Genomic DNA, 6,270 nt, shown 5'->3' on the forward strand with positions numbered 1-6,270 from the left:
CACGCCCCGCCGGACGAGGCACTTCTGCATGTACCCGGCGAGCGTGCGGTTCACCTTCGTGGTGGAGAACAGGGGACCCACGAACGCGACGTCCGACGTGGTCCCCGTGGCCAGGCAGCAGCCCCGGACGATCTCCTGGAACCGCTCGATCAACGCCTCCTCGTACGCGAGGTCGGACGACCGGATCCCGAACACGAGGACCGCCTTGTCCGGGGTCACGTTGGAGGCCTGCCCGCCCTCGCGGAGGACCCCATGGATCACAACGTTCGCGTCCCTCCGCACGTGCTGCCGGAGCATGTTCACCGCCGTGTACGTGAGGAGGGCCGCGTCGAGCGCGCTCCGGCCCTCCTCGGGATTCGCCGCGCTGTGGGCCGCGACCCCGTGGAACGTGACCTCGAGGTCCTGGACCGCGAGGGTCTGCCCCGCCGCGACCCAGCGGTCCCCGGGGTGGGACGTGATCGCGAAGTCCACGTCCGAGAACGCGCCTTGGTCCGCGAGGAGGATCTTGGAGCCCGCCCACGCGCCGCTGCCCTCCTCGTCGGGGGTCCCGATCACGACCACCCGTCCGTTCCGGAGGGCCGTGCTGGCCTGGATGGCCGCGGAGACCACGGACGAGGCGATCAGGTTGTGCCCGCAGGCGTGGCCGATCCCCCGGAGGGCGTCGTACTCCGCGAGGAACGCGACCACGGGCGTCCCCGAGCCCGCGCGCCGCTCCGCCCGGAATGCGGTGGGGATGCCCTTGTAGGGGCACTCGACCTCGAAGCCGTGGTCCCGGAGGAGGTCGACCAGCATGGAACTCGACCGGACCTCGGCGCTCCCGATTTCCGCGAGGTCGTGAATCTTCAACGCCAGCTCCCAGGAGTCCTCCAACGTCAGCCCGCGCATCGCGCTCACCGCCCCACGGTCGAGTTCCCCATCCGTATTTAAGAACTTGGCGAGGTCGGGCGTCGTCCAGGCAGAGGTCTTCGAAGCACCGTGAGCGTGCGCAGCGAAGCGTTCGATTTCACGGCAAACGTGGGCCGATCCGCGTTCGGCCGACGACCTCAGACGTCTTCCCCTTCCTCTCGTCGGGCGGATTACGCGTGCTTGGGCTTTCGGCGCTCCAAGATGGCGGTCATGCCCTCTCGCTGTCCCTCATTGCCAAACAGGAGCGTCCAATTGTCGAGCTCGTACTCGAGACCCGCCCGCAACGGCAATTCGGATACCTGATTCAAGGCGCGCTTGGCCGCCATCAGAGCGGGACGGCTCTTCGTCGCGGGGTCCGTGGCCAGCGCCGAGGTGCGCGCATGGAGGTCCCCGCTGGGGACGACCGCGTGCACGAGACCGAGGGCCAACGCCTCCTCCGCCGATATGGCCACCAGCGTGGGCGACCGTTCCTCCGGCTCCCCGAGGTCGATGGAAGTACCGAGATCCCACGAATCGGCTCGGGGACCACAAAGGGTGGAGGCCGCCGGAACCCAGCGCGCACGGGGCGCAACTCCGGCGGCCTCCGGGGAAATGGGAGATCGCTCCCATCCAGCAGGCGGATCCAGGGATAAACGGCTTCCGACAGTACCAACCTACACCCGCGCGTCCGTGGAATCCGGCCCGCGGGTCGGCACCCGCTCCTCACCCTGGGGGTCGAAGGGCGTTCATCCCCCTTGCGCTTCGGACGATCCTTCGGACAGGCCGCCTCCCATGCCGGAAGATGTCAATCCACACGGGAGGGACGAGGGGCCATTCCGCAAAGTTCGGTGCTGCCGCCTGGGTGCGGGTCGTGAGCTCCGACACCGTTGCCTCGGCGTCGAGCCGTCCTCCGTGGAGGCACGTGCGAGGCCGAGCACGCGGACCTCGCCGCCCCACGTGCGCCCGTCTGCGCTCAAGAGAACGGACCCCACCTCCGGGCCTCTCCCCGAAAGATCTTAGTAGGAAACCGCATCGCTTCGAGTCATGGCACTCGGAGTCCAGATCGTCTACGACTGCAAGGACCCTCAAAGCCTCTCGACGTTCTATGCCGCGGCCCTTCACTACAAGGTTCAGGATCCTCCCGAAGGGTTCGCGACATGGGAGGCATTCCTCGCGTCCATCGGCGTCCCCAAAGAGGAATGGAACGATGCCAGCGCCGTCGTCGACCCCGAAGGGCAAGGCCCGCGGATCTACTTTCAGAGGATGGACACGCCCAAGCCCGCGAAGAATCGCCTGCATCTGGACGTGAACGCGAGCGGAGGCCGCAAGACGCCGGAGGCTGAACGACGACGCCGCGTGGATGCGGAGGTCGAGCGCATCCTCGCCCTCGGGCTCGGGGCGACGAGGATCCAGGCCCAGAAGGAGGGTGACGAGTACTTCGTCACCCTACTCGACCCCGAAGGGAACGAATTCGACGTGCAATAACGGCGGGGGCCATGGCCCGCTTGGGTACCCGCAGGGGCTCCGGGATCCCGAGCGTGCGCAGGTCCGCGTTCTGGCTCTCCAGGGGTTCCGCGCGCCACGCCCCGTTCACGACGCTCCGCCCGCGATCTCGGGAACGCTGGGCGGTCGAACCGCCTCGGGTCCGATAAAACGGGCCTCGGGATCTATCCCGCTCTTCCACGCGTCCTCGATGATGTCGTGGAACGATTGCACGATCCCCGGGTTGGTCGACCACAGGCCCACGTCGTCTCCGACGAACGGATCCGCGTCGTCTGGGTTCCAGTGGCACAGGAGGACCTCTCGGCGGTCCGCGACCACGATCGACGTCCCCCGGTTCCCAAGCTCCGTGTGCCGTACCTCGGCGAACCGGCGATACGCATCCGCGGCCTCTCGATTCGGCCCGGTGACCCTCACCAGGATGCGGACGCGGACGCCCGCTTTCGCCGCAGCGCGGTAGGCGTCCAGGAGGATCTGCCGACCTCGCACGAGGCACATTTCGGAGGAACTCACGAGCACCTCGGTCCGAGCCCCCTCGATCATCTCCCGCGCCTTGCGGTAGACGGCCCTCCGCTTGCGGAACAACAGGAAGTCGCCCGTGGGACCCGGCGCGGGGCGGGGCGAGACCTCCGACATGAGCCTCGAGGCGGTATCCTCGAGCTCACGCTCCGCCTTCCGCAGCTCCTGCCTCCTCCGGGCAGCGAACTCTTCGGGGGCCACGGGGCGGTACCGCAGTGGCCGGACGGGCACGACGGAGAGGAAGCCTTTCTCGTGGAGCGAGTCGAGGACCTCATAGATCCGGCCCCGCGGCACCTGCGCCGCCGTCGCAATCTCGTTCGCTCGCGCCTCGCCGCGTTCGAGTAAGGCGACGTAGGCCCGGGCCTCGTAGAGACTCAGGCCCAGGGAGGTGGCGAGCCGGATTCGATCGTCGTAAGGCAACATGCCCCGTTCGCCCGTCGGCGGACTCTACGACGCGTCTGCGCCTTAAACAAACGGCATTCCGACCGAAGCTGCGACCCCGGGGAGGACCAGGCCCCTCGGACACCGTCGGTCTCCGCGCTACGCCTGCGGGCCGCCTCCGTGGACATCGGAGCCCAGCCGATCCACGAAGAGGTTTACGGCCGCCAGGATGGCTTCATCTTCGCTCCTTCCGTAGCCCTCGATTTGCCCTCTCTCCCTCCATCGCCCCCTCCCCGTCCTGTACGAAAGCATATCCTTGGTGGGTCGGACCTGGAACTCGCATTCCGCCTTGAACCAGGCGGCTCCGTCGTCGGATGGGACCATCGTGAGCTCCGCGGTTACCACGACCGAATACCGTCCCTGGCGGAAGATGAAGAAGACGGTCCCCCCGGTGCGATAGTAGCCTACGACGTCGAGGCCACCCAGGAAACGATCTTTGTCCGGCATGCAGGCGATGAATTCTACATCCCAGTGCCGGATGGACGTGTGCACGCCCCCGGCAGGTGCAGGCAGTGCGTGAAGCGCCCGGCGGCAGGGGACTCGCCGGACCACGTTTCGCTAGCGTCGCTTGTAGCGTCCTCCGAGTGAAGGGGTCGCCTCGACCCGCGTTCGACCCATCTCCGACCCGCTGACGCTGCGGCTCCGACCTCGCCGGGTTCATCGGCTCGCGACGATGGCGTGGATTTCTGCCGCGGCCTTCTCCATCTCAAGCCGGACGAGTCCGATGTTCGTTTCCTCGGACAGAATCACGACGAGCGTGAACCGATCCTCGATGGGACACACGAGAAAGACAGGGCCGTCGACATAGACATGAACCTCCCGGACGCTGGGCAGCCCCAGCGCCTCGGCGGCCCGATGGCCGGCGCTCACGAGCAGGGCCGCCATTGCCGTCGCCGCGCCCTTCTCCGCCGACGGGCCTAGGAAGGCGATGGGAAGACCGTTCGCATCCGCCAGCCCGACCGCGGAAATCCCTTCGACCGACCGGCGCATCCGCTCCAGGACCGACGCCAGTTGGGCGTTCAAGGTGACCTCGACGGTGGTCATAGCCCTCCCTGTGGCCTTACGACCCGGGCGGGGTCCGTGGGATGCTCATCACCCTCGCGTATCGGTACATCCCCAGGCCCAGGAGGCCGGCGGCCAACACGAGACCCAGAATCCAGACGGGGTCGGGGAGCGTGATGTCCGCCACGAACAGGGTGGTCATGACCATCCACACCATGAGTCCAAGCCCCATGGTCGTCACGCTGTTCTGCAGACCCCGCACCTTTCGAAACAGCTGGAGCTGGAGGAGCTCGGGCGTCATCCGGTAGATGGAGAAGACGAGCCACCCGAGCCCGGCGCAATAGGCCAGGGTCACGGCGCCCGCAATGTACGTGACCCACGGACTCCCGATCATCTGGGACGGATTCATGGAGATGGCAGGACCGATGGCAGGTTATCAACCCGCGTCGCTTGTTTTCGTCCCTGAGACTTGCCCGAGTCTGCCCGGAGCGGGTGCCGGGGCTGGGCGGGCCGCTACCGGTCGCTCCGCGCAGGTGCGAGCGAACCCCAGGGGAGCGGACGCCTCGCACCCCGCGGGGCAAAGCGGGAACGACGGCATCCGAGGCTGCCTCCCCGCATGAAGCGTTTTCGACATTACCCGCCATTCCTCAGGGGCTCTTCGCCCAGGAATCCGAGTCGCCGAGATCCGCGGGCGGTTCGGGTGGCTGCTCGCCGACGCCTGCCTCCTCCTGATCCACCCCGGCGGCCTTCCGTGGATTCCGTTCCTGACCGCAGGAACCCCTCGCCTCAGAAGTTCCATGGACTCCAGACACGAGAACGCTTCCGAGCGTACACCACAGCGCGGCCGAGGTGCGCGCAAGCCTTCTTGTCCGCGGCCCGGATACCGGGGACCATGGAAGGCCGTGTCCACCGCATCAACGTGAAGCCCGAGACTCCGACCGAGGAGGGCCTGCCCAAGGGATCCGTGGACGCCGCCTGGGCGCGTCGCGGAGGCCTCGAAGGCGACTTCAACCGCTATCGGCATGAAACGCAGCACGACGATCCCGATGCGGCCCTCCTCCTGATGCCCTTGGAGACGATCCGCGAGCTGAATGCGGAGGGCTGGCCCATCGAGCCCGGCGACCTGGGGGAGAACCTCACGACGACGGGGATTCCGTACGCCAGCTTGGCTCCCGGAACGACGTACCGCGTGGGCCGGGCCGAGATCCAGATCTCCCGGAGATGCGACCCGTGCACGAACCTGTACCTCCTCCCGTACGTCGGCGCGGCGAAGGGTCCTGCGTTCCTCCAGGTCATGACGGGCCGAAGGGGCTGGTACGCACGGGTCCTCCGCGAAGGCGTCATCCGACGCGGCGATCCCATCACGGAGCGCGCACCCGCGTAGAGGAGGCACGAAGCGCTCCAAACCGCCCTCACCCTCTCCGGTACCGCCTGGACAGTCCCGGTCCGCAAAGGCCAAGGTCCTCCCGCGGCATCGTAGGACGTGGACTGTCTCGACTGCAGCCGTCGGCTTCGCCAAGCGGAGCTGGATGGACGCCCGGGCGAGAGCGAAGGCGAGTAAAACGCCGCCACAGCGTTGGGACTGCCGCCGATCGCGATCCGAGAAAACCTCGGGAACCCTCGCTCGCGCGCGGAAAGATCGTCGCTTTCAGGGTGGTGAAGGAAGCCAGGCCATGGCTTGCCGCGGACCGGACCCATCCCTAGACAGGGGCAGTGTACAAATCGTGTCCAGCCTGCGGTCGATTCCGTCCGCCGGGTTTCGGCCGACGGAACCCCTCGAGGGAGGTGCCTCGGACTCGATCGCCAAGACCAAGAATGGCTTCGCTGTTGTGGCGTATGGTCGCAAGTTATTTCCCTGGGCGAGCGAATAGGTTCCTCCGTCGAGGGATGCCATGCCGCACGCCATGCGCATGGAGGAGTCCA

8 protein-coding genes are annotated in these 6,270 nt (G+C 67.3%); 2 read left to right on the top strand and 6 right to left on the bottom strand.

The genetic code is table 11. From position 1 onward, the window contains the following. The coding region (locus VEY12_07795) for an amidohydrolase (protein HYM40028.1) at positions 1-885 on the bottom strand (885 nt) is incomplete at its 3' end. Between the two features lie 191 nt (positions 886-1,076). Next, on the bottom strand, positions 1,077-1,358 hold the full coding sequence (locus tag VEY12_07800) for an enoyl-CoA hydratase-related protein (protein ID HYM40029.1): 282 nt from the start codon (positions 1,356-1,358) through the stop codon (positions 1,077-1,079). Positions 1,359-1,929: 571 nt separating this feature from the next. Here VEY12_07800 and VEY12_07805 point away from each other — a divergent pair. Further along, positions 1,930-2,370 (top strand): VOC family protein, encoded by a 441-nt coding sequence (locus tag VEY12_07805; protein ID HYM40030.1) that lies wholly within the window; start codon positions 1,930-1,932, stop codon positions 2,368-2,370. Between the two features lie 105 nt (positions 2,371-2,475). On the opposite strand, the gene VEY12_07810 is transcribed toward VEY12_07805, so the two are convergent. The 4 genes from VEY12_07810 to VEY12_07825 form a co-directional block, all read right to left on the bottom strand. Continuing rightward, a complete protein-coding gene (locus VEY12_07810) occupies positions 2,476-3,327 on the bottom strand; it encodes a TrmB family transcriptional regulator (GenBank protein ID HYM40031.1) in 852 nt (283 codons plus the stop codon). 117 nt (positions 3,328-3,444) lie between these two features. Then, entirely contained in the window at positions 3,445-3,792 is a 348-nt protein-coding gene (locus tag VEY12_07815) for a hypothetical protein (protein HYM40032.1), read from the bottom strand. A gap of 210 nt (positions 3,793-4,002) precedes the next feature. Further along, positions 4,003-4,389: a roadblock/LC7 domain-containing protein gene (locus VEY12_07820; protein HYM40033.1), complete on the bottom strand. Its 387-nt coding sequence runs from the start codon at positions 4,387-4,389 to the stop codon at positions 4,003-4,005. 16 nt (positions 4,390-4,405) lie between these two features. Then, positions 4,406-4,756, bottom strand: coding sequence for a hypothetical protein (locus tag VEY12_07825; protein ID HYM40034.1), 351 nt, complete (start codon positions 4,754-4,756; stop codon positions 4,406-4,408). A gap of 483 nt (positions 4,757-5,239) precedes the next feature. Between VEY12_07825 and VEY12_07830 the strand changes: the two genes are divergently transcribed. Next, entirely contained in the window at positions 5,240-5,731 is a 492-nt protein-coding gene (locus VEY12_07830; protein HYM40035.1) for an MOSC domain-containing protein, read from the top strand. Positions 5,732-6,270 lie beyond the last annotated feature (539 nt).

It is taken from the genome of Thermoplasmata archaeon, from assembly GCA_035632695.1.
Lineage (GTDB): Archaea > Thermoplasmatota > Thermoplasmata > RBG-16-68-12 > RBG-16-68-12 > RBG-16-68-12.